Below are 22,026 nucleotides of genomic sequence, written 5' to 3'. Positions count from 1 at the left end.
GACGAAACGAAGACTCTCCTCGATTCAGGTTTTGTTCTCCACAAGATATTGACCTTCATGCAAGATTGCACACCAGATGCTGAATCTACCTCGCTACCACGCCGAGTCTTGGCGCGGATGCGCAACTCAGCTCAAAAAGGCTGTAAAGCCCTTTCTTGGAAGAGCATCTAAATTCTTTCGACAGTGCCAGTTCACACACAGGCTCACTTGCCTGTCGCACCGCGGCGCTAAGGCAGGAAACGCCAAACCGTCGTCCGCTTGACTTCACTGTCCTCCAGCGCACGGGTGACGGGGACCTCATAGGTCGCAAGCGGCTCCATTCGCGCGCGGGGGCAATAGGACCGCCCCGGGTCACCGACAAGGACCGTCGCACCTCGCGCCGAAAGACTGGAAAACCAGGGAATCAATGCCTCGGCAAACGTTTTGTCGTAGAAAACGTCCCCCGCTAGGATCACATCCCAGCCCTCGTCCTTGCCGACGACATTATCGCTGCAATGAATGACATCCACCTCATTGAGCGCCGCATTCAGCCGGATTGCCGTTTCTGTCCAGGGATCGATATCGACGGCCAGCACTTGCGCCGCACCTCCGAGCATTGCCGCGATCGCAACCAGGCCGGAGCCACTTGCAAAATCGAGAACGCTTCGGCCGCGAACGGCTTCGGAATGGTCGAGAACGTAGCGGGCAAGCCCCTGCCCACCCGCCCACGCAAACGCCCAGAACGGCGGCGGCAGGCCGATCTCCTCCAGCTCTTCCTCCGTCTTCAGCCACAAATCGTGCGCTTCCGACGCCAGCCGAAGCCGGATCTCCGGCACGTGCGGCGGCGAAAGGATCGACGTATTGTCGAGGATGAAGCGTTCGGGATCGGTCTTCACGGACAGGCTATCGCGGCGGATTGTCGAGCCCGCCCATGCGGCAGACTTCGATCCATTCGTCTTCCGTCACGGGCTGCACCGAAAGGCGCATCGAGGTAACCAGCGACATGTTCTCCAGCCGCGGGTTCGCCTTGATCTCTTTCAGCGACACGGGGCGCGGCATATCGCAGACGGCGCGGATGTCGACGCAGTCCCAGCGCGGATCGTCACCTGCGGTCGAGTCCGGATGGGAAAGTGCGCAGACTTCGGTGATGCCGACGATGTCCAGCCCCTCATTGGAATGGTAGAAGAAGCCCTTGTCGCCGATCTTCATCGCCCGCATGTTGTTGCGGGCCAGATAGTTGCGCACGCCGTTCCACTCGGTGCCCTGCTCGCCCGCCTCCTTCTGCATGGCCCAGGACCATTTGAAGGGCTCGGACTTGTAAAGCCAGAATGCCATCAGTCTTAAGCCTCCGGATTGTTGAAGACCCAATTCCAGACCTTCACCTCGACATCGGCGAAGAGACCGGCCTTCGCGTAGGGATCGGCTTCAGCAAGTGTGCGGGCCGCTTCGATCGTTTCAGCCTTGACGACAACGAGGCTTCCCGTCGGCTTGCCATCATCGCCGAGGAAAGGACCGGCAAAGGCAAGCTTGCCCTCGTCGTTGAGCTTGTTGAGATAGGCCAGGTGTTCGGGCCGCGTATCCAGTCGCACCTGCAGGGCGCCGGGCTTGTCCGTGCACAAAAAGGCAAAATGCATATCGTCTCCTTCCTCTCAAAATTCCCGGGTGATCGGGCGGGTCATCAAGGCATTGATGGCGGTCGCAAGGTCAAGCTTGCCATCGACGATCGCCGCAACCGCGTCAGTGATCGGCATGACGACACCTCGCTCGCCCGCAACCCTCGAGGCGACACCCGCAGCAAAAGCGCCCTCGACAAGCTCCCCCGGCCAGCCATCTGCATTGCCATGCTTTCCGAGCGCAATGCCGAAACGCAGGTTACGCGACTGGTGGCTGGTACCCGTCAGCACAAGATCGCCGAGTCCTGAAAGGCCGGTTACCGTCGACGCATCGCCACCATGCGCCGCGACAAAGCGTGACATCTCCGCAAGGCCGCGCGAAATCAGCGCCGCCCGGGCCGAATCTCCGAGCCCTGCTCCTTCGACCACCCCGCAAGCAATCGCCAGCACATTCTTCAGTGCTCCGCCGAGTTGTACGCCGATACGGTCAGTGGACGGATAGAGGCGAAATGTCGGACCAGAAAGGGCACGCGCCAAGTCTGCTGCCCGCTCCAGCATTGCCGCTGCGATGACCATCGCCGTCGGCAGGCCGCGGGCAATGTCGGCCGCAAAACCCGGACCGGAGAGTACTGCGATGTGCTGGCGCGGCAATTCCTCCTCCAGCACGTCCGTCAGCAGGTGGCCGCTCGCCTTTTCCATACCCTTGGCGCAGACGATGACCGACGCCCCCTCCATCAGATACGGCCCAAGTTCGCGTGCGGCCTCACGCTGCGCCTGTGAGGGCATGGCGAAAAGCACGACTGGCGCATCCCGGAGCACTCCGCGATCCGCGCTCGCCTCCAGGGCCGCAGAAAGCGTGATGCCCGGGAGAACCGCTTCGTTGCGACCGGCCGTAGTGATCTCGTCCACGGTCTCAGCCCGACGGGCAAGCAACGTGACACGACTTTCTCCGGTTTCGGCGATGACTGTGGCGAGTGCGGTGCCGAACGCTCCCGCGCCGACGACGACGACATGCGGGCGTGGATTCATGCCTTCGCTCCCCGCTTGCCAGATCCGAGCATCGCGGCCGCGGCCGCATCCAACGGCCAGCGTGAACGCGGCGCCACCGACAGCTCATCCGCCGAAAGGCCGGCCGCCATGCGCTCCAGTCCGGCCCAGGCGATCATCGCGGCATTGTCGGTGCAGAGCGCCATCGGCGGGGCGACGAAACGGAATTGGTTGCGATCGCAGAGCTCCTGAAGGGTCGTCCGCAGGATCTTGTTCGCAGCCACCCCACCTGCGACGACAAGCGCAGGTTCTACGATGCCCGGAAAATCCTGCCGGAAGCGCTCCAGTCCGCGACCGATCCGATCTTTCAATGTACGCGCCACCGCCTTCTGGAAGGAGGCGCAGATGTCGGCGATATCCTGCTCGGTGACTGGCTCGATCGACTGGGCCGCCTGGCGCACAGCCGTCTTCAGCCCGGAGAAGGAGAAATCCAGCCGCTTTTCGCCGACGAGCGGGCGCGGGAAGGAGAAGCGATCGGGATTACCCGCTTCGGCCGCTTTTTCCACCGCTGGACCGCCCGGATAGGGAAGGCCAAGCAGCTTGGCCGTCTTGTCGAAGGCCTCACCCAAGGCATCGTCGATCGTCGTACCCCAGCGCTCGTATTCTCCGACACCGCGCACCAGCACGAGTTGGGTGTGACCGCCGGAAACGAGCAGCATCAGGTAGGGGAACGAAAGCCCGTCGGTCAGCCGCGCCGTCAGGGCGTGCCCCTCCAGGTGATTGACCGCATAGAGCGGCTTGCCCTTGGCGCGGGCAATCGCCTTTCCGGTCATTAGCCCGACGATCAGGCCACCAATCAGCCCCGGACCGCTGGTTGCGGCGATCGCATCGACTTCGTCCAAAGTTTTTCCGGCCCGCGCGAGCGCTTGCGCGATCAGCGCATCAAGTGCCTCGACGTGGGCGCGCGCAGCTATTTCCGGCACGACCCCGCCATATGCGCTATGTTCGTCGAGTTGGCTCAGCACGACGTCGCCGAGAATCGCGCCGTGCCCCTCTGAATCCCGCAAAACGACTGCCGCGGCGGTCTCGTCGCAGCTCGTTTCGATGCCAAGGACGGTCAAGTGGGACGACATGAAGCACGCTGTTTGATTGCGATGGCGGCAAAAGCCGGGTACGAGGTCCTCCGGTAACAACGGATCAAGGCGGATGCAAACAAAACCTTTCAGGATCGGGACGCGCGGCAGTCCGCTGGCGCTGGCGCAGGCACACGAAACCCGGGCGCGCCTGATGGCAGCCCATGGGCTGTCCGAAGAAATGTTCGAGATCGTTATCCTCTCGACGCAAGGCGACCGCATCACCGATCGCCCCCTCTCCGATATTGGCGGCAAGGGCCTGTTCACGGAAGAGATCGAGGCGCAACTCTATTCAGGCGATCTGGATTTCGCCGTGCACTCGTCCAAGGACATGCCGACACGCTTGCCGGAAGGACTTGCCCTCGTCGCGTTTCTGCCCCGCGAGGACCCGCGCGACGCGGTTGTCGGACGGACAGCGCCGTCGCTGATGGAGCTGCCGCACGGCGCAACCGTCGGCTCAGCCTCGCTGCGCCGCCAGGCGCAGATCCGCAAGTTGCGCCCGGACATCAACGTGGTCACGTTCCGCGGTCAGGTCGATACAAGGTTGCGCAAGCTCGCCGAGGGGCAGGCGGACGCGACGATGCTTGCCTATGCCGGCCTGAAACGCATAGCCAAGGAGCATGTGGCGACGCAGGTGCTCGATACCGAGATATTCATGCCGGCACCCGCGCAAGGCGCGATCTGCGTCGAGGCACGCATCAGCGACAAGCGCATCGGCGATTTTCTCGCAGCCATCGACGATCGGACGACGCACGAGGCGGTTACCTGCGAACGCGCCTTCCTCGCCGTTCTCGACGGCTCCTGTCGCACCCCGATCGCCGGCTATGCGGTGTCGGACGCCGGGCACATCCGCTTCCGCGGCATGATTCTCACGCCCGATGGTTCCCGGTTCCACGAAACCACGATCGAAGGTCCGGCCGCGGGCGCTGCAGAACTCGGAGCAAAAGCCGGGCACACTGTTCGCGAAGCCGCCGGCACCAGCTTCTTTGACGGATGGGGCTGATGCGCATCCTCGTCGTCCGCCCGCATGCCTCGGCAAAAGGAACGGCGGCGAGGCTCACAGCGCTTGGCCATACACCCATCGTCGTCCCGCTGGCTGAACCGGTCCATGACAAAGAGGCAGCACTTGCGGCCCTCTCGACGCACCATTCGGCAATCGCAATCACCAGCAGCGAGGCAGCAAGGGTGCTGCTGTCGATTGGCGACGCGCTCGATCGTCATCTACTAACGACTGTTTTCGCGGTCGGCCGAACCACGGCCCGCTCGGCGACGGCGGCCGGATTCCGCACGGTGCTTTCGCCCGGTGCCGGCGACGGCAACAGCCTTGCCGACCTGATCATTGCGCATAGGCGCGACTACGGAGTTCCACCCGACCCTCTCCTCTATCTGGCCGGCATGCCACGATCGAAACACTTCGAGGCGCGGCTTGATGCCGCCGGCGTCGCCTATGAGACAACCGTGTGTTATCGGATGGAGCCGATCCGCCCAAAAAGCACCGAAATGCAGCCGATCCTCGTTGACCAAAAGCCGGATGCCATCCTGTTTTATTCACGCGAGTCGGCGCGCCATTTTTTCGAGTTGCCACTAGTAATCGAGCACATGAATAATCTTGAGCGCACCCTCTTTCTTTGCATCAGCGGCAGCGTCGCGACCGCCGTACCGCAACGTTTCGCGAAGTCGGTTGTTGTCGCAGCAGCGCCGACAGAAGAGAATTTGCTCGACCTTCTGTAGTTCGTCGCCACGCCCGGCTTGCGAAGGTCGCGCGCCCTAAATCGAAGGAGGGGCTTTCCCTGCCCGGGTTCCCTGACTAGGTTTATTGCATCGCAATGGAGAACGAGGAGACCGTCATGGACCCGGAAAAACCGCCCCGCCGCAAGAAATCCGGTGAGACGCCCGTGACGATCGATCTAGAAGCCAAGCCGGCTTCCGAAGCTCGTGACACGCCCGAAACGACGTTGCCGACGGAAGCCGTTTCTGCCGAGCCGGCTGCAGACACCAAGCCTGAAGCATATGTGCCGCCTCCGGCAGACGATACATCGGCGACCGCAGCTTCTGGGGAAACCGACAATACCTATGTTCCGCCATATGAAACGGCTTCATCGCCGGCACAGCCGAGCCCCAGCAAGTCTGGCGCGTTCGCCGCCGCCATCCTCGGCGGCCTCGTCGCGCTTGCCGGCGCCGGTGCCCTGCAATACGGCGGCTATCTGCCCGCGCTCGGGCCGGAACGCGACAGCAGCGTTGACCTCGCTCCGCTAAACGCAGAGATCGATGCGCTTAAGTCGCAGGTGGCCAGCATCAATACGACAGCGCCCGCGCCCACCGTGGACCTGCAGCCGATTGAAGCCCGACTTGCAGCGCTCGAGACGGCCGCAACGGGAAGCCCTGCAGCCACCGCGCGCTCTGGAGAAGAGGAACAATCCATCGCCTCGCTGGAAGCGAGTGTCGCCAAGCTGACCGCCGATATCACCGCCTTGCGCGACGAAACAGTGGCAGCTGACCGCACCGCCGCCGATCAGACCGCGGCATTGACCCAGCGGATTGACGCTGCCGAACGCAAACTGGACGAGCCGCGAACCGACGTGGCGATGGCACGCGCGGTCGCCGCGACGGCGCTGAAGACCGCGATCGATCGTGGCGGTCCCTACCTCGCCGAACTTGATGCGTTCGCCAGCATCTCCCCCGACGATCCGGCAGTCGCGACCCTGCGGCCTCGCGCCGCGACAGGCGTGCCGTCCCGGGCCGATCTCGTGCGCGATTTCGGGCCTGTCGCCGACCAGATGATCGAGGCCGTTCACCAGCCCACCGGCGACCAGGGCATCGTCGATCGGCTGCTCTCCAGCGCATCGTCAGCCATCAAGATCCGCCCGGTCGGAAACGTCGAGGGCGATGCGCCGGAGGCGATCATCGCGCGCATCGAGAACAAGCTGCAGAATGGCGACCTGAGGGGCGCACAGATCGAGTGGCAGACGCTGCCCGAAGTGGCCCGCAATGCGGGTGCCGCCTTCAAGACGACCCTTGACGAGCGAATTGCCGTCGAAGATGGCGTGAACGCGATCGTCTCCGGCGCAATGTCATCCAATGGCAACCAGGGTTGAAGGGGAGCGACACCATGACAAGGCTGATCAGTTTCGTCCTCCTCGTCCTTGCGCTCGGCGCCGGCTTTGCCTGGCTCGCCGACCGACCCGGTGAGTTGTCCATCATCTGGCAAGGCCAGCAAATCGGCATGAGCCTGATGGTCGCCGCGACGATCTCAGTCTCGCTGATGGCCGCGGTCATGTTTCTGTGGTGGCTTGCACGCACCATCTGGACCTCGCCCCACGCGATCCGGCGCCATTTCCGTGCCCGCAAGCGCGACCGCGGCTACCAGGCACTTTCCACCGGCCTGATTGCCGCCGGCGCCGGCGATGCAGCGAGCGCCCGCAAGATGCTGGCGCGAACCAAGGGACTGATCAGTTCCGACCAGGAGCCGCTCGTTCATCTGCTTGAGGCTCAGGCTGCCCTGATCGAGGGTCGCCACGATGATGCCCGCCGGAAGTTCGAACTGATGGCAGACGATCCGGAAACCCGCGAACTGGGCCTGCGCGGGCTTTATCTCGAAGCAAGGCGCCTCGGCGCCACCGAAGCCGCCCGGCAATATGCGGAACGCGCCGCCGAGAAGGCACCGCAGCTTCCATGGGCCGCCGATGCGGTCCTGGAAGAACGCGCCCAGACCGGTGAATGGGACCAGGCGCTCCGCCTGCTTGAACAGCACAAGCCGTCATCGGCGGAGGAGAAAAAGCAATCGGATCGCCGAAAAGTTGTCCTGATGACGGCGCGCGCCCGAGCGAGATTGGACAGCGAGACGGATCCGAAAGGCGCCCGCGACGACGCGCTCGCCGCCCTGAAGATCGACGAGAATTTCATCCCCGCGGGGCTGATCGCGGCGAAGGGCTATCTTCGCGAGGGCAACCTGCGCAAGGCGGCGCACGTCCTCGAGCGCCTGTGGAAAGCGGATCCGCACCCGGATGTGGCGCGGCTCTTCATCCACGCCCGCATCGGCGACTCCCCGATCGATCGTCTGAAGCGTGCCGAAAAGCTGGAGGCGCTCCGTCCCAACAACGCCGAAACGCTCTTCGCCGTCGGCCAGGCGGCACTCGATGCGCGCAAATTCTCCCTCGCCCGAACCAAGGCCGAAGCTGCAGCCAGGCTCGCCCCCAGCGAACGCGCCTTCCTGCTGCTGGCCGACATCGAGGATGCGGAGACCGGGGACCAGGGCCGTATTCGTCACTGGATGAACCAGGCGCTGAAGGCACCGCGCGATCCGGCCTGGACGGCGGATGGCGTCACCTCGCCCGAGTGGCTGCCGGTCTCGCCGGTGACTGGCAAACTGGACGCCTTTCAATGGAAGACTCCGGTAAGCGAATGGCAGGGACCAATCGAAGAAGGTGCCGTCAATAGTGCAGAGGAGGCGATTCGTACGCTGCCTCCCGTTGCGATCACCGACAGCCGCGGCCCGACACCTTCAGATGGCAGTTCCCAAATGGCCGCCGGTTCATCCGCGATCGATCTCAAATCTGCAGAGAAGAAAGAAACGGTAGCGACGACTTCTGCGTCGTCAGACAGCACCACATCCGTGTCGCCGGAAAAGGAGGAAAGGCCGTTCTTCGGCGGGCTTCCGGACGATCCCGGCGTGAAGAATGAGACGAGCAGAGACGGCAGCAGCAGCAATGGCGGCCTTCGCCTGTTCTAAGTAGACCTGAACGTAAGGAACAACATGTTCGACCGGCTGCAGCGTTTCCTTTCGAACCTTTCACGCGGCGACAAGCGCAGCTTCGACGCAGGCGATCCGCGCCTTGCCGTCATGGCGCTGTGCATTCAGGTCATGGAGTCGGACGGCAAGGTGCTGGACGCAGAGCGCTCGACGCTGCGGGAACGCTTTCGCGTACTCTACGGCCTGGATGACGCCGACCTCGATGCTCTGGTGGAGGCGGGCACGGCGGCCGCCAGCGAGGCCATCGATTTCTTCCAGTTCACCTCGGAACTCAAGCGCCAGCTTTCCGATGAACAGAAGGTCGACCTCGTGGGCCTGCTATGGGAAATCGTCTATGCAGACGGCGAACGCAGCGAACTTGAGGATCACGCGATCTGGCGCATTGCCGATCTGCTCGGCGTTTCCGGGCGCGAGCGGATCATGAAGCGCCAGGAGGTCGCCGGCCGGCAAGGCGGCGAGCGCACCGACGACGACGGTTAAACCGCCGGCATCCGCCAACGTGCAATCGGATGGACAGGAAAGAACGGCTCTGACATCTTGGATTGCACAACGCACGATGCGGGACCGTCCCGCAAAGCCGGAGGGCCGTGCGTCAGGATAGCCGACACGATGCTTCAGACCCCACGAAAGCCTGGACCGAAACGCCCGATCCTCATCGTCTTGCACCAGGAATCGTCGAGCCCCGGCCGCGTCGGCCAGATCCTGCAACAAATGGGCTACGGCCTCGACATTCGTCGTCCGGTGTTGGACGAACCGCTCCCGAAATCGCTGGTTGGCCATGCCGGTGCCGTCGTCTTCGGCGGGCCGATGAGCGCAAACGACGAGCACGACTACATCAAGCGGGAGATCGACTGGCTCTCCGTTCCGCTCCAGGAAAACCGCCCGTTTCTTGGCATCTGCCTAGGCGCGCAGATGCTCGTGCGCCATCTTGGCGGCGAGGTCGGGCCGCACGTCGACGGGCTCACCGAAATCGGCTGGTACGGTCTGCGACCGACGGAGGAAGGACGCGAACTGATGGCCTGGCCGTCGATGGTCTACCAGTTCCACCGCGAAGGCTTTGCGATTCCGGCCGGTGCAACGCTGCTAGCGACGGGCGAGCACTATGAAAACCAGGCCTTTCGCTACGGCGACAACGCCTGGGGAATTCAGTTCCACGGCGAACTGACACTGGCGATGATGCACCGCTGGGTCGTACGCGGCGCGCATCGCTTCGAACTGCCGGGCGCACAAATCGGCCGCGCCCATCTCGATGGTCGCCTGCTGCACGACGCCGCCCTGCGCCAGTGGATGATGGGTTTCCTGGACCGGGTCTTCCACGAAAACTGAGCGCGCCAAGCAGGGCCTAGGCAGGCAGGTTCTCGCGCTTCGGCGCATCGAGCGAGTCGATCCGGCGCAGCTTTGGAAACCAGAGGGCCCAAAGTATGGAAACGGCAAGCGTACCGATGCCGCCGAAGACGACTGCGGGCACCGCACCTATCACGGCAGCCATCGTGCCGGCTCGAAATTCGCCGAGTTCGTTCGACGCACCAATGAAGACCATGTTGACCGCATTCACCCGGCCGCGCAGTTCGTCCGGCGTCCACAGCGTGATCAGCGTCTCTCGAACGTAGACAGAGATCATGTCGGCCGCCCCCATCACGACGAGTGCAAGGACGGACAGCCATGCCGTTTGCGACAGACCGAAGACAATAGTGCCAAGCCCGAACAAGGCGACCCCGACAAACATCAGAACGCCGGCGCGATGTCGGATCGGATTCGCCGCCAGCCACATGGCCATCGCGACCGCCCCGAACCCCGGTGCCGAGCGGAGCAGACCGAGCCCCCACGGGCCGAGCGTGAGGATATCGCGGGCGAATACCGGCATCAGAGCGACCGCGCCGCCCAGCAGTACGGCGAACAGATCGAGCGAGATGGCACCGAGCACCACCTTTTCGGCCCTGATGTAGCCGAAGCCGGCGACGATGCTCGCCCAACTCTTCGCGGCGCCGGTCGAGTGCTGCGGCGGCTTGGGGATCGAAAAGACAACCAACGCCGCAATCAGGAAGAACAGCACGCTCACAGCATAGGGTACGATCGGTCCGAAGCCGTATAGCAGGCCGCCCGCAACGGGACCGACGATCATTGCCGTCTGCCACGACGTCGAGTTCCAGGCGATCGCGTTCGACAGATCTTTCACCGGCACCAGATTGGGCGCCAGCGACTGCGAGGCCGGTGAAAAAAAGGCGCGCTCGATACCAAAGACGATAAGGACGGCAAAGACTGGAATGGGCGAAAACTGCCCTGTCATGGTCAGGACAAGGAGCGCCGCGGCGCAGAGCGTGCCAATGACCAAGCAGACCGCCATGATTATCCGGCGATTGTAGCGGTCGGCCACCGATCCCGTGACGAGGATCAACAGCAGCGACGGCAGGAATTGCACGAGACCAATCAGGCCGAGCGAAAATGGATCGCGCGTGATGTCATAGATTTGCCAGCCGACAGCGACGCTGACGATCTGCGTGGCAAACGAGGCCAGGAAGCGGGACAGGAAGAACCGGGCGTAGGAAGAATGCCGGAAGGCGGCGAACCGATGACCCTCGGTGGGTGCGGACATGCGCTTGGAGCTTTCGATCGAGCGGGAGGCGGGCGCCGCGCATTAAACATGTTTCTGGTTGCAGCGATAGAGCGCACTTGCTGGCAGGCCGGGCAATGGCTACATGTGGGCGCAAGCAACCGGAGACAACGAGAAAATCATGATCGCGATCATCAACACCCTGCTGTTCATCATCAGCATCGCGTGGTTCATCATCATCGCATCGGCCATCTTTTCCTGGCTCTATGCGTTCAACGTGATCAACACCAATAACCAGGTGATCGCCTCGATCGGCCGCGCGCTCTACAATCTGACGGAACCTCTCTACCGCCCGATCCGCCGTTTTCTTCCGGACTTCGGCGGGGTCGATCTGTCGCCGATCGTCGTTCTGGTCATCCTTTTCTTCCTTGAGCAGATTATCCGGAGCGTTCTCGCCCCTGCCCTCCTCGGTCTCTGACGCTGCGTGCCCTATCGTCGGCATGAGGATCATGTGCGCTTGACGGTGCGACTGACACCGAGTGGCGGGCGCGACGCGATCGACGGCATAGAGGCAGATGCGAACGGCGAGCGCCACCTGAAAGTGCGCATTCGCGCCGTGCCCGAGAAGGGCCAGGCGAACAAGGCATTGACTGCGCTCATCGCCAAGGCGGCAGGCGTGCCGAAATCCGCCGTATCGCTTCTGAGCGGCGACACCCAGAGAAAGAAAATCCTCCGGATCGAGGGCGACCCGGAGGAGATTGTGAGAAAGCTCGGACTCTGAGCGGGCAGCAAGCTGCGGAATGCTCCGCGAGACGGCCTACTTCTCTGCCTTGTACCGCTCGATCGCCTCTACGATCAGCTTCTTGGCGACGTTTACGTCCTGCCAACCGGCGATCTTCACCCACTTGCCGGGCTCAAGATCCTTGTAGTGCTCGAAGAAGTGCTCGATCTGCTTCAGCGTGATTTCCGGCAGGTCCGTGTAGTTCTCGACCTTATCATAGCGACGCGTCAGCTTCGGCACCGGCACGGCGAGGATCTTCTCGTCCTTGCCGCCGTCGTCTTCCATGACCATGACGCCGATCGGGCGAACATTGATGACGCAGCCCGGAACGAGGGGACGGGTGTTGGCGATCAGCACGTCGATCGGGTCGCCGTCTTCGGACAGCGTATGCGGCACGAAGCCGTAATTGCCCGGATAGGTCATCGGCGTATAGAGGAAGCGGTCGACGATCAGCGCACCGGCTTCCTTGTCCATCTCGTACTTGATCGGGTGACCGCCGACGGGAACCTCGACGATGACGTTCACGTCTTCCGGCGGGTTCTTGCCAATGGAGATAGCATCAATGCGCATGGGGGCTCCGTGTATGCAGTGGATTTCGCGGGCTTCGTAAAACGAAAGCCGCTGCAACGCAACATGCCATTGGTAGGGGCATGCGTTGCCCGGGTTGCAGGCTTAGCCCCTGATGGCCGTCCTTCAGTTGCCGGGCGCCGTCCCGAAGAAGGTTATGCGGGTCAATAGCGTATGGTCCGCTTCGGACACCATCAGCCCGACGAACACCAGCACCAGCAGCGGCGGCAGAAGAATAGCGTAGATCAGCGCAAGGCGCTCCCACGCCATATGCATGAAGACGGCGACGATCAGGCCGGCTTTCAGCATCATGAAGATGAGGATCAGCGACCAGCGCAGGTAACCCTGCAGGCCGAAGTAGTCGACCATGTAGGAGCAGAGGCTCAAAACAAACAGCAGCCCCCACACGAGCAGGTAAAGCTTGATCGGGTGTTGCTGGTGCTCGGCATGCACGGCTGCCGGGATTGCGGCATGTGTTGAAGTGTCGGCGGTTGCCTGTGCCATGACGCTGCCTCACCACAAATAGAAGAATGCGAAGATGAACACCCAGACCAGATCAACAAAGTGCCAGTAGAGGCCCGTGATCTCGACAATCTCGTAGCGGCCCTTGCGGCTCGTGAAGAAGCCGCGCCTTTCCGTGTCAAAATCGCCGCGCCAGACCTTTCGCGCGATGATCAGGAGGAAGATCACGCCGATCGTGACGTGGGTTCCGTGGAAGCCGGTGATCATGAAGAAGGAGGAGCCGAATTGCGCAGCACCCCATGGATTTCCCCACGGCCGCACGCCTTCGTGGATCAGCTTGGTCCACTCGAAGGCCTGCATGCCGACGAAAGTGGCGCCGAGAATGGCCGTCAAGACCATCAAAAGAGCCGTCATGCGGCGATTGCGCCGGTAGCCGAAATTGACAGCCATGGCCATGGTGCCACTGCTCGTGATCAGAACGAAGGTCATGATGGCAATCAGGATCAGCGGAATCTCGTGTCCGCCGATCGTCAGCGCGAAAACCTCGCTGGGATTGGGCCAGGGCACGACCGTCGACATGCGCGCGGTCATGTAGGCGAGCAGGAAGCAGCCGAAGATGAAGGTGTCGCTGAGCAGGAAGATCCACATCATGGCCTTGCCCCAGGAGACGTTCTTGAACGTCTGCTGGTCGGAGGCCCAGTCGGACACGAAACCGCGCATGCCGCCGAGGGACGGGGGCGAGTGTGACGAATGTGGCTGCACGGTCTGCGCCATGGCGCTCTCCCTATGTAAGCAATTGCCGGCAAAGATCGACGAAATTGCTGGCCCAACCGGCGAAGAGGGCAAGCAGAACAAGCCAGACGGCCAGCATAAAATGCCAGTAGATGGCACAGAGTTCCACGTCGAGACGCAGGCGCCCCGACATCGGACCTTCGCTCCAGGCCAGGCGCGCGGTGCGAACAAGGGCTACCATTCCGCCAAGAATATGCAGGCCGTGCAGTCCGGTAATGACATAGAAGAAGCTGGCGGCCGCGTCGTCGGTGAGTGTGTATCCGGCTACCACCAATTGCCGCCAGGCGAGGACTTGTCCGGCAACGAAGGCAAGCGCGGTCGCAAAGGCCGCAAGCAACGCCGTCTTCAGCCCCTCTCGCCGCACGCGGACCGCCTCGAGCTTCGCCCAATGCAGACAAAGACTGCTGACAAAGAGGATGGCGGTGTTGACATACAGCAGCCGGGGAAGCGCGAGCCCCCACCAGTCAGGTGTGTCCACGCGCATCAGATAGGCACTGATGAAGAGCGTGAAGAGCGAGCCAACCACCACAAGAAAGACGCCGAGACCGACTTTCTCAGCTGGCGTCTTCGGCTCCTCCCGCTGGGACCCGCCGGGCACGCCGGTGGCATGCCCCACCTCCAGCCAAGGCTTCGACATAATACCATGGCGGGCCAGCCACCACATGGCAATCGCTGCGATGCCGGCGAGGAAGAGGAGCATGGCGTTCATACGGCGCCCTCCCGCGTGACGCCGAAGGTTCCCGGCTGGTTCTGCGGGATGAAGTCTTCCGGCGCGCCGGGGACGCTATAGTCATAGGCCCAGCGATAGACGATCGGCAGTTCCTTGCCCCAGTTGCCGTGTGGTGGCGGCGTCTGCGGCGTCTGCCATTCGAGCGTCGTCGCCCGCCATGGATTTCCGCCTGCGTCCCGCCCGTGGCGAAGGCTCCAGACGAGGTTGAACAGGAACACCATCTGCGCTGCGCCGACGACCAACGCCACGATCGTGATGAAAACGTTCAGGTCGTGCACGGAGGGGGGTACAAAGCTCGTCTCGCCGATTTCGTAGTAGCGGCGCGGAACGCCGACGAGGCCAACATAGTGCATGGGAAAGAAGATCAGATATGCGCCGACGAAGGTGATCCAGAAATGGAGCTGCCCCATTCCCTCGTTGAGCATGCGCCCTGTTATTTTCGGATACCAGTGGTAGATCGCACCGAAGATCACGAGGATCGGCGCGACCCCCATGACCATATGGAAGTGCGCGACAACAAACATCGTATCCGAAAGCGGCACGTCGACAACGACATTGCCAAGGAAGAGACCGGTGAGGCCCCCGTTGACGAAGGTGACGATGAAGGCGAGCGCAAAGAGCATAGGCAGGGTCAGATGGATATTGCCGCGCCAGAGCGTCAGTACCCAGTTGTAGACCTTGATGGCCGTCGGCACGGCGATGATCAGCGTCGTGGTGGCGAAGAAGAAGCCGAAATAGGGGTTCATGCCGCTGACATACATATGATGCGCCCAGACGACGAAAGAGAGCGCACCGATGATCACAATCGCCCAGACCATCATCCGGTAGCCGAAGATGTTCTTGCGGGCATGCGTGCTGATCAAGTCGGAGACAATACCGAAGGCGGGAAGCGCCACGATGTAAACCTCCGGATGGCCGAAGAACCAGAAGAGATGCTGGAACAGAATGGGGCTGCCGCCGCCGTGCTTCAGTTGTTCGCCCATCTCGACGATTGCCGGCATGAAGAAGCTCGTGCCGAGCAGTCGGTCAAACAGCATCATCACGCAGGCGACGAACAACGCGGGGAAGGCGAGCAGCGCCATGACGGTGGCGGTGAAGATGCCCCAGACCGTGAGCGGCAGGCGCATCAGCGTCATGCCCCGCGTGCGCCCCTGCAGCACGGTAACGACGTAGTTCAACCCGCCCATGGTGAAGCCGATAATGAAGATGATCAGCGAGACCAGCATCAGGATGATGCCCCAGTCCTGTCCGCCCGGTGTATTGGAGAGGATCGCCTGCGGCGGATAGAGCGTCCATCCCGCCCCCGTCGGTCCGCCCGGTGCAAAGAAGCTCGCGACCAGCACCAGTACCGCCACCAGATAGATCCAGTAGCTCAGCATGTTGGCGTAAGGAAACACCATATCCCGTGCGCCGACCATCAGCGGGATCAGATAGTTGCCGAAGCCTCCGAGAAACAGCGCCGTGAGCAGGTAGATCACCATGATCATCCCGTGCATGGTGATGAACTGGTAGTAACGCTCGGCGTCAATGAACGGCAGTGCGCCGGGAAAGGCGAGCTGGATGCGCATCAGCCAGGAGAGCACGAGCGCGACCAGACCGATCGCAAGCGCCGTCGACGCGTACTGGATGGCGATGACTTTCGCATCCTGGCTGAAGACGTAGCGCGTCCACCAGCTGTGGGGATGGTACAGTTCCACGTCCTCCACCACGGCCGGCGGGACAACGTCGCCTGCGCCCGGGCTGACTTCAACCATCGTCGCTCCTCCCGTCGGATCCCTCTCGGATCCTGTCTGCTATTTTGCGGCGGGCACCTCCGCCATCACCGCGCCCGCGGGCTGCACGGACGCTTGCAACTGTGAGAATGTAGGCTGCTCGGCGAGCCACGCCTGGTAGTCAGCTTCGCTGTCGACGACGACGGTGCCGCGCATCTGCGGATGTCCGACACCGCAAAGCTCGGCACAGAGAATATCGAACGTGCCCGTTCTGGTCGGTGTCAGCCAGAAATAGGTCACCGTGCCGGGTATCATGTCCATTTTCGCGCGGAATTCGGGCACGTAGAAATCGTGCAATACGTCGATCGAGCGCAGCAGCACCTTCACCGGCTTGCCCTCCAGCAGGTGTAACTCTCCACCTTCGATGACGACGTCGTCCAGCGCGCTCGCATCGGCCTTGTCGATGCCGAGCGAATTGTCCGACGCGACATCCCGCGTGTCGGCCCGTCCGAGCTTACCGTCCGCGCCGGGCAACCGGAAGCTCCAGAGCCACTGTTGGCCCACGACCTCGATCTCTGACGCACCCTGGGGCACGGTGACGAACTGGTGCCAGACAAACAGGCCCGGTGCCAGCATGGCGAAAACCCCAAGCCCGGTGCCGATCGCAAGGCCGCTTTCCAGCCGGCGGTTCTCCGGTTCGTAGGCCGCGCGCCTGCCCGGCTGATACCGGAAGCGCCAGACACAGTAGGCGATGAACAGGACGACGGCGACGAATACGACGCCGGTGATCCAGAAGGTGATGATGAGGGTGCTGTCGATATAGCCCCAGTTCGAGGCGATCGGCGTCCACCACCATGGACTGAACAGGTGGAACAGGACCGATCCCACCGCAATAGCAACCAGCACCAGCACGACTGCCATTTCCCGTCCCTCCCGCCGTGATCGGCCGTGGGCATGAACCTGCAATCCGCAATTCTAATTCATAATTATCTCATGAACGAAAAAGACAAGCAAATACAGTACGACATTGTCCGCGATTCCTCCGCGCTTCTGTTGGCGGGCGCGGGATCCGGTCACCCGAAGACGCATCATTACGGTGAATATTGCTTGAGGTACGCCAGCAGATTGGAGATGTCGGCGTCATCCTTCAGCCCGGGGAACACCATCTTGGTGCCCTTCACCTTGGCTTTCGGATTGTGCAGATAGTCGCGCAACGTCGTGGCGTCCCAGACCAGACCGCCCTTGCCGGCATCCACCATCGCGGTCGAATACTTGAAGTCCGGGTGCGTTCCCGCCGTTCGGCCGAATACGCCATGCAGCGAGGGCCCGACCTTGTTTGTATCCGTGTCTGCCACGTGGCAGATCGCGCATTTCTTGAAAACGGTCCCCCCGGCCGAGGCATCGCCTTCCTGAGCGACGGCGACACCTGCTAAGAGGCAAGCAAAGGAAACCGCGACGAGGCAACGATAGAATCGCATGGCAATCCTCACCTCCACAAGGTTTCCAAGTCGATGTGAACGTCCAGAATACGGTCGGCCGTTCCGGATCACGCTTCCCGCTGTCGTTGAACACGCACAGCTTGCGCGATCAGAAAATGGTATGCCTACATTGCAAGAAGTCAATCTACGCCGGAAGGATAGGGCAGGCGGTGGTTAGGGTTAGCGGAAGATGAAGCCGATCTTCTTAAGCTCCTTGCCGCCGAAGTCTTCCAGGCCCTCGGCGATGTCGAGGCCACCGGCTGAACGGAAGAACCGTTCCGCCAGTTCGCTGTCCTCGAGACACCAGACCACGACGCCGTTGCAGCCGAGCGACTTCAGCAAGCGCCGGCTCTCGCCGAACAGCATGCGCCCAAGCCCAATCCCCTGATACTCCGGGCGCAAATAGATCTCGTAGATCTCACCGTCCTGGGGCAGCGCCCGGGCCCTGTTCAGACCCAATGTGGCGTAGCCGGCAATGACGCCTGCCACGTCGAGAACGAGCAAGGTCGCCGGACCGCGCGTGGCCTTGCGCCACCAGCTCTCGTCGCGGCGTTGCACCATCTGCATCAATGGCTTGTGTGGGATGAGCCCGCCATAGGTCTGCAGCCAGGCGGCCCGGTGGGTTTCGGAGATCGCCCGCGCATCCTGCGGCTCCGCACGCCGCACATCGATTGATAGTGTTTTCATCGAAATGACTCTAAGCCTGTACCGACTCCGCCGGAATCCCGGCACCTCACCGGTTTCCCCTTGCCCACAGACAAGTTTCATCTGCGGCTTCCCGCAAAGTTAACGCTTTTTTAAGATTGGTCACAAGGCGTATCGCATCGGCACACACATGAAAAAACCCCGGCATTTCTGCCGGGGTCCTTAGACGATTTGGGGATGCCTGCCCGTACTTTGGGCGCGAATCAGGCCGCACCCGCCGAGCGCTGCTTTTCGAAGCGCTTGCGGTCGTTGGAGTCGAGATAGAGCTTGCGAAGGCGGATCGACTTCGGCGTCACCTCGACCAATTCGTCATCCTGGATCCAGGACAGCGCGCGCTCCAGCGTCATCTTGATTGGCGGCGTCAGACGAACGGCTTCATCCTTGCCGGCGGCGCGGATGTTGGTGAGCTTCTTGCCCTTCAGAACATTCACTTCGAGGTCGTTGTCGCGCGTGTGAATGCCGACGATCATACCGGCATAGACCTTTTCACCCGCATCGATGACCATCGGGCCACGGTCTTCGAGGTTGAAGAGTGCATAGGCCACGGCCTCGCCCGATTCGTTTGACAGCAGGACGCCGTTGACGCGGCCGCCGATCTCGCCCTTGAACGGCTGGTAGTCGTGGAACAGGCGGTTCATGATCGCCGTGCCGCGCGTATCCGTCAGAAGCTCCGACTGATAGCCGATCAGGCCGCGCGTGGGCGCGAAGAAGACGAGGCGAACGCGATTGCCGCCCGACGGGCGCAGTTCGACCATCTCACCCTTGCGCTCGGACATCTTCTGGACGACGACGCCGGAATGCTCCTCGTCGACGTCGATGACGACTTCTTCGATCGGCTCAAGCGGCTGGCCATTCTCATCCTTGTGCATCACGACGCGCGGACGCGAGACGGCAAGCTCGAAGCCTTCGCGGCGCATGGTTTCAATCAGCACGGCAAGCTGCAACTCGCCGCGACCGGAGACGAAGAAGGAATCCTTGTCGCCGGATTCCTCGATCTTCAGCGCCACGTTGCCTTCGGCTTCTTTGAAGAGGCGGTCGCGGATGACGCGGCTCGTGACCTTGTCGCCCTCGGTGCCGGCAAGCGGGCTGTCGTTGACGATGAAGGACATGGTGACGGTCGGCGGGTCGATCGGCTGGGCCGTCAGCGCCTCGGTGACGGACGGGTCGCAGAAGGTATCGGCAACCGTGCCCTTCGTCAGGCCGGCAATCGCGACGATGTCACCGGCTTGCGCTTCCTCGATCGGCTGGCGCTCAATGCCGCGGAAGGCGAGGATCTTGGATACGCGGCCGGTCTCAATCAGCCGGCCGTCCTGGCCGAGCACTTTGACCGCCTGGTTCGGCTTGACCGAGCCGGAATGGACGCGGCCGGTGATGATGCGGCCAAGGAAGGGGTTGGCTTCGAGGATCGTGCCGATCATGCGGAACGGACCTTCTGCGACCTTCGGTTCCGGTACGTGCTTGAGCACGAGGTCGAGCAGCGGCGCCATGCCCTGGTCCTGCGGGCCTTCCGGGTTGAGGTTCATCCAGCCGTTGCGGCCCGAGCCGTAGAGGATCGGGAAGTCGAGCTGCTCGTCGGTGGCGTCGAGGTTGGCGAAGAGGTCAAACACCTCATTCAGCACTTCTTCGTGGCGGCCGTCCGGACGGTCGATCTTGTTGATGGCGACGATCGGCTTCAGACCGACCTTGAGAGCCTTGCCGACGACGAACTTGGTCTGCGGCATCGGACCTTCGGAGGAATCGACGAGAACGATCGCGCCGTCCACCATCGACAGGATGCGCTCCACTTCGCCACCGAAATCGGCGTGGCCGGGCGTGTCGACGATGTTGATGCGGTGACCCTTCCACTCGACCGAGGTGGCCTTGGCCAGAATGGTGATGCCGCGTTCCTTTTCGATGTCGCCCGAGTCCATGACGCGTTCGGCGACACGCTGGTTTTCGCGAAAAGCACCGGACTGTTTCAGGAGTTCGTCGACAAGCGTGGTTTTGCCATGGTCGACGTGCGCGATGATCGCGATATTACGAATAGACATGTTTGATCTCTGGGTTTTGGGCGCGCACGGCATAGGCGGCGCCATCTTCAATGGCGCGCTCTTACATGGTTTTCCGCAAATGCGAAAGGGGCAGGCGGAAACTCGACTTTATCAATAGCACGATATTACGAGATATACTGCCAGTCGCTTCCCTCACGATGTCACCACGGGATCAAGCGTGACGCTCCAGAGCTCCCGATCCTCGCGGTCCATGAGACGCACGGTCATCTGCTCGCTCGCCCCATGGATATCAACCAGTCCGAAGAACTGCAGGCCAGCAGACGGCGGCAGATTGCTGTCGGCGCCACCACCCGATGCCTTCATGAACCGGACTTCCGGACCGAATGTCATGTCCAGCGGGTGCGGCCCGTAGGTCCCTGAATGGAGCGGACCCGAAACGAACTCCCAGAATGGCTCGAATTCCTTGAACTTGGCCCGCGCCGGATCATAGTGGTGAGCGGCTGTATAGTGCACGTCGGCCGTCAGCCAGACGACGTTGCGGATGGCATTGTCACGCAGGAAGGTGAGCAGGTCGGCGATCTCGCGTTCCCTCGCCGCGGGCGGTCCATTCAGCCCGTCCGCCACGCCTTCATAGCCGAGCTTCTTGCCATAGTCGTCCCAGATGACCACACCGAGCGGCATGTCGCAGGCGATCACCTTCCAGGTGGCCTTCGAGGCGAGCAGTTCCCGGCGCAGCCAGTCCGCCTGGCGCCAGCCGAACATGCCGTTGTCTGTACCCCGGTTCGGAGAGCGATAGGAGCGCAGGTCGACGAAAAAGGTATCGAGTAGCGGCCCGTAGGCGATCTTGCGGAAGATACGGCCGGGCTCGGTCGCAACATAGCGGATCGGCGTCATCTGCTGGAATGCGCGCATGGCGCGCTCGGCATAGACGGCGACGTCTTTCTCTGGATAGCGCGGGTCATCGCGCAAGTCGGTCGACGGCGACCAATTGTTCAATACCTCGTGGTCATCCCACTGGAAGAACGTCGGCACCTGCGCATTGAAGTTCAACACATGCCGGTCGAGCATGTTGTACTTCCACTGGCCACGGTACTCGTCGAGCGTCCGCGCGACCTGACGTTTCTCGTCCGTGACAACTCTGTTCTTCCAGACCGTCCCGTCCCGCAGCGGGATCTCATCTGGTATCGGCCCGTCCGCGTAGATCGTGTCACCGGAGTGGATGAGAAAGTCCGGCTCGTGTCGCAGCATGGTCGAGTAGGTCTTCATGCCGATTTCATCGATGCCCCAACCCTGCCCGGCCGTATCGCCGGACCAGGCGAAGCGGACGGAGCGCCGGCGCAACGGCGCCGTTCGGAACCGACCGACGATCGGGGCGGAAACGAGATGCGAGGAATAGGGATCCGACGCAGTCAGTCGATAAAAGATGTCCTGATCGGGCAGCAGGTCATTGACCAGGTGCTTGACGGCGAAATCCGTCTCCCGGCCCGCCTTCAAACGTGGGCCGCGCAACGGGTTGGTGAAGCTCTCCGTCGTGGAATACTCGACCATGACTTCCGCCGGACGGTCGACCCGCGCCCAGATCATTCCCGAAGACGTATCGACGTCGCCGGATTGCACCCCGTGGGTGAAAACCGGTCGCCCATGACGGCGGGCATAGTGGGGAACCGCGAGCGCAGAAGACGCCGCAAGGCCCGCGGCGCCCGCCGTCACGAGAAAGGAGCGTCTTGTCAGGACATCCGCAATGTTCGCCATGCACTCCCCGTCGAGCCGCGCGAATCGGTGATCAATTCGCTTG

At 62.3% G+C, this 22,026-nt stretch carries 24 protein-coding genes; 8 read left to right on the top strand and 16 right to left on the bottom strand.

The window, feature by feature from the left end:
• Nucleotides 1–227 precede the first annotated feature (227 nt).
• The 5 genes from IB238_RS19435 to tsaD are packed head-to-tail and all read right to left on the bottom strand — an operon-like array spanning nt 228 to nt 3,712.
• Nucleotides 228–875 carry a methyltransferase gene (locus tag IB238_RS19435; protein WP_192250783.1) on the bottom strand — a complete coding sequence of 216 codons (648 nt, stop codon included), beginning with the start codon at nt 873–875 and terminating at the stop codon, nt 228–230.
• 7 nt (nt 876–882) lie between these two features.
• Nucleotides 883–1,314, bottom strand: coding sequence for an EVE domain-containing protein (locus tag IB238_RS19430; protein ID WP_192250780.1), 432 nt, complete (start codon nt 1,312–1,314; stop codon nt 883–885).
• A gap of 5 nt (nt 1,315–1,319) precedes the next feature.
• The gene (locus IB238_RS19425; protein ID WP_192250778.1) at nt 1,320–1,613 is read right to left on the bottom strand and encodes a YciI-like protein; all 294 of its coding nucleotides are present in this window, start codon (nt 1,611–1,613) and stop codon (nt 1,320–1,322) included.
• Nucleotides 1,614–1,628: 15 nt separating this feature from the next.
• Entirely contained in the window at nt 1,629–2,621 is a 993-nt protein-coding gene (locus tag IB238_RS19420) for an NAD(P)H-dependent glycerol-3-phosphate dehydrogenase (RefSeq protein ID WP_192250776.1), read from the bottom strand.
• Nucleotides 2,618–3,712 (bottom strand): tRNA (adenosine(37)-N6)-threonylcarbamoyltransferase complex transferase subunit TsaD, encoded by a 1,095-nt coding sequence (gene tsaD / locus IB238_RS19415; RefSeq protein WP_192250774.1) that lies wholly within the window; start codon nt 3,710–3,712, stop codon nt 2,618–2,620. The genes IB238_RS19420 and tsaD overlap by 4 nt, the downstream gene beginning before the upstream one ends.
• A 73-nt stretch (nt 3,713–3,785) precedes the next feature.
• Between tsaD and hemC the strand changes: the two genes are divergently transcribed.
• The 6 genes from hemC (at nt 3,786) to IB238_RS19385 (ending at nt 9,788) form a co-directional block, all read left to right on the top strand.
• Nucleotides 3,786–4,715, top strand: a complete 930-nt coding sequence (hemC, locus tag IB238_RS19410; RefSeq protein ID WP_192250773.1) for a hydroxymethylbilane synthase — start codon at nt 3,786–3,788, stop codon at nt 4,713–4,715.
• Entirely contained in the window at nt 4,715–5,443 is a 729-nt protein-coding gene (locus IB238_RS19405) for a uroporphyrinogen-III synthase (protein WP_192250771.1), read from the top strand. The genes hemC and IB238_RS19405 overlap by 1 nt, the downstream gene beginning before the upstream one ends.
• Nucleotides 5,444–5,559: 116 nt before the next feature.
• Nucleotides 5,560–6,807, top strand: coding sequence for a COG4223 family protein (locus IB238_RS19400; protein ID WP_192250769.1), 1,248 nt, complete (start codon nt 5,560–5,562; stop codon nt 6,805–6,807).
• Between the two features lie 14 nt (nt 6,808–6,821).
• Complete coding sequence (locus IB238_RS19395) at nt 6,822–8,441, top strand: heme biosynthesis protein HemY (RefSeq protein WP_192250767.1); 1,620 nt, start codon at nt 6,822–6,824, stop codon at nt 8,439–8,441.
• A 24-nt stretch (nt 8,442–8,465) separates the two neighbouring features.
• Nucleotides 8,466–8,942: a TerB family tellurite resistance protein gene (locus IB238_RS19390; RefSeq protein WP_192250764.1), complete on the top strand. Its 477-nt coding sequence runs from the start codon at nt 8,466–8,468 to the stop codon at nt 8,940–8,942.
• A 129-nt stretch (nt 8,943–9,071) separates the two neighbouring features.
• Nucleotides 9,072–9,788 carry a glutamine amidotransferase gene (locus IB238_RS19385; protein ID WP_192250760.1) on the top strand — a complete coding sequence of 239 codons (717 nt, stop codon included), beginning with the start codon at nt 9,072–9,074 and terminating at the stop codon, nt 9,786–9,788.
• Between the two features lie 16 nt (nt 9,789–9,804).
• Here IB238_RS19385 and IB238_RS19380 read toward each other — a convergent pair whose 3' ends face one another.
• Complete coding sequence (locus IB238_RS19380) at nt 9,805–11,055, bottom strand: MFS transporter (protein WP_192250757.1); 1,251 nt, start codon at nt 11,053–11,055, stop codon at nt 9,805–9,807.
• Nucleotides 11,056–11,194: 139 nt separating this feature from the next.
• Between IB238_RS19380 and IB238_RS19375 the strand changes: the two genes are divergently transcribed.
• The gene (locus IB238_RS19375; protein ID WP_192250754.1) at nt 11,195–11,491 is read left to right on the top strand and encodes a YggT family protein; all 297 of its coding nucleotides are present in this window, start codon (nt 11,195–11,197) and stop codon (nt 11,489–11,491) included.
• 6 nt (nt 11,492–11,497) lie between these two features.
• Nucleotides 11,498–11,794, top strand: coding sequence for a DUF167 domain-containing protein (locus IB238_RS19370; protein WP_192250752.1), 297 nt, complete (start codon nt 11,498–11,500; stop codon nt 11,792–11,794).
• 36 nt (nt 11,795–11,830) lie between these two features.
• Here IB238_RS19370 and ppa read toward each other — a convergent pair whose 3' ends face one another.
• From ppa to IB238_RS19320, 10 genes are all read right to left on the bottom strand, one after another.
• Nucleotides 11,831–12,364: an inorganic diphosphatase gene (ppa, locus tag IB238_RS19365; RefSeq protein ID WP_192250749.1), complete on the bottom strand. Its 534-nt coding sequence runs from the start codon at nt 12,362–12,364 to the stop codon at nt 11,831–11,833.
• Between the two features lie 123 nt (nt 12,365–12,487).
• Nucleotides 12,488–12,865, bottom strand: a complete 378-nt coding sequence (locus IB238_RS19360; protein ID WP_192250746.1) for a cytochrome C oxidase subunit IV family protein — start codon at nt 12,863–12,865, stop codon at nt 12,488–12,490.
• Between the two features lie 9 nt (nt 12,866–12,874).
• Nucleotides 12,875–13,543: a heme-copper oxidase subunit III family protein gene (locus tag IB238_RS19355; protein ID WP_246723745.1), complete on the bottom strand. Its 669-nt coding sequence runs from the start codon at nt 13,541–13,543 to the stop codon at nt 12,875–12,877.
• A 64-nt stretch (nt 13,544–13,607) separates the two neighbouring features.
• A complete protein-coding gene (locus tag IB238_RS19350) occupies nt 13,608–14,324 on the bottom strand; it encodes a cytochrome c oxidase subunit 3 (protein WP_192250740.1) in 717 nt (238 codons plus the stop codon).
• On the bottom strand, nt 14,321–16,099 hold the full coding sequence (ctaD, locus tag IB238_RS19345; RefSeq protein ID WP_192250737.1) for a cytochrome c oxidase subunit I: 1,779 nt from the start codon (nt 16,097–16,099) through the stop codon (nt 14,321–14,323). The genes IB238_RS19350 and ctaD overlap by 4 nt, the downstream gene beginning before the upstream one ends.
• A gap of 39 nt (nt 16,100–16,138) precedes the next feature.
• Nucleotides 16,139–16,978: a cytochrome c oxidase subunit II gene (locus IB238_RS19340; RefSeq protein ID WP_192250734.1), complete on the bottom strand. Its 840-nt coding sequence runs from the start codon at nt 16,976–16,978 to the stop codon at nt 16,139–16,141.
• 170 nt (nt 16,979–17,148) lie between these two features.
• Nucleotides 17,149–17,535: a cytochrome c family protein gene (locus IB238_RS19335; RefSeq protein ID WP_192250732.1), complete on the bottom strand. Its 387-nt coding sequence runs from the start codon at nt 17,533–17,535 to the stop codon at nt 17,149–17,151.
• Between the two features lie 180 nt (nt 17,536–17,715).
• Nucleotides 17,716–18,222: a GNAT family N-acetyltransferase gene (locus IB238_RS19330; protein WP_192250729.1), complete on the bottom strand. Its 507-nt coding sequence runs from the start codon at nt 18,220–18,222 to the stop codon at nt 17,716–17,718.
• Nucleotides 18,223–18,443: 221 nt separating this feature from the next.
• Nucleotides 18,444–20,270 (bottom strand): translational GTPase TypA, encoded by a 1,827-nt coding sequence (gene typA, locus IB238_RS19325; RefSeq protein WP_192250726.1) that lies wholly within the window; start codon nt 20,268–20,270, stop codon nt 18,444–18,446.
• Between the two features lie 153 nt (nt 20,271–20,423).
• Nucleotides 20,424–21,983, bottom strand: coding sequence for an alkaline phosphatase D family protein (locus IB238_RS19320; RefSeq protein ID WP_192250723.1), 1,560 nt, complete (start codon nt 21,981–21,983; stop codon nt 20,424–20,426).
• Nucleotides 21,984–22,026 lie beyond the last annotated feature (43 nt).

This window comes from Rhizobium sp. ARZ01, assembly GCF_014851675.1.
In the GTDB taxonomy this organism is placed as follows: Bacteria; Pseudomonadota; Alphaproteobacteria; order Rhizobiales; family Rhizobiaceae; genus Mycoplana.
Note: the sequence above shows the minus strand (reverse complement) of the source record. Positions and strands in the feature narration are given on the sequence as shown.